The organism is Mesorhizobium sp. P5_C1 (assembly GCF_054049815.1).
The window spans coordinates 1-715 of record NZ_JBFULQ010001273.1 but is presented as its reverse complement, the minus strand read 5'-3'; the positions used below and the strand labels follow the sequence as shown (position 1 = coordinate 715).

At 56.8% G+C, this 715-nt stretch carries 2 protein-coding genes; both read left to right on the top strand.

Annotated features, from left to right (window positions below):
- A partial coding sequence (locus ACXJ7R_RS35340) for a YidB family protein (RefSeq protein WP_457155831.1) occupies positions 1 to 254 on the top strand: 254 nt, incomplete at its 5' end.
- Between the two features lie 23 nt (positions 255 to 277).
- Positions 278 to 616, top strand: coding sequence for a DUF4112 domain-containing protein (locus ACXJ7R_RS35335; protein ID WP_457155830.1), 339 nt, complete (start codon positions 278 to 280; stop codon positions 614 to 616).
- The last annotated feature ends 99 nt before the right edge of the window (positions 617 to 715 follow it).

The window sequence follows — 715 nt, the reverse complement described above, 5'->3', positions numbered from 1 at the left end:
GGCCGAACCAGCCTATCGAGCCAAATGACGTGGAAGCGGCAATCGACGAAGACACGCTGACGTCACTCTCGATGCAGACCGGCCTTTCGCGCGAGGAACTTATCAGCAGGATCACCCAGGATTTGCCCGAGGCGGTCAACAAGATGACTCCGAATGGTCAGCTGCCATCCGAGCCCACGCAAGGCTCCGGTGAGACAACCCTGCTCGACGACGTGCCCACGAATAGGACGCAAGCCAAATCAACTCTAGAGTGACGGCCCTATCTCAGGGAGACCTGTTGAGGCGTACAGGCTCGACCGATGGGATAACCGGGCCGGGCTTTCAGGGCGCCAAGGTAGCAAACTTGGTTGCCGAATTGGCGGCTTTGCTCGATTCCCGTTGGCGCATTCCGGGGACATCAATTCGTTTTGGATTGGATGCCCTGGTGGGAATGATGCACGTTCTCGGAGATGCGGCGACAGGCATCGTTTCGGTCTATATCGTGTTGCGAGCCCGAAGCTGCGGTGCTGGAAAGATCTTGGTCGCCAGAATGTTAGGGAACGCACTCCTTGATACGGTTGTAGGAAGCGTCCCTATTCTGGGCTCAATTTTCGACGTGTATTTCAAGCCAACATGAGGCTGCTTCGACGTCACCTTGGTCGATCGGAAGTTCGCAGGGGTCCGGCGACACGACCTGCCTGATTGCAGCGGTATGAGCCCAAGGAACTTTATTGGT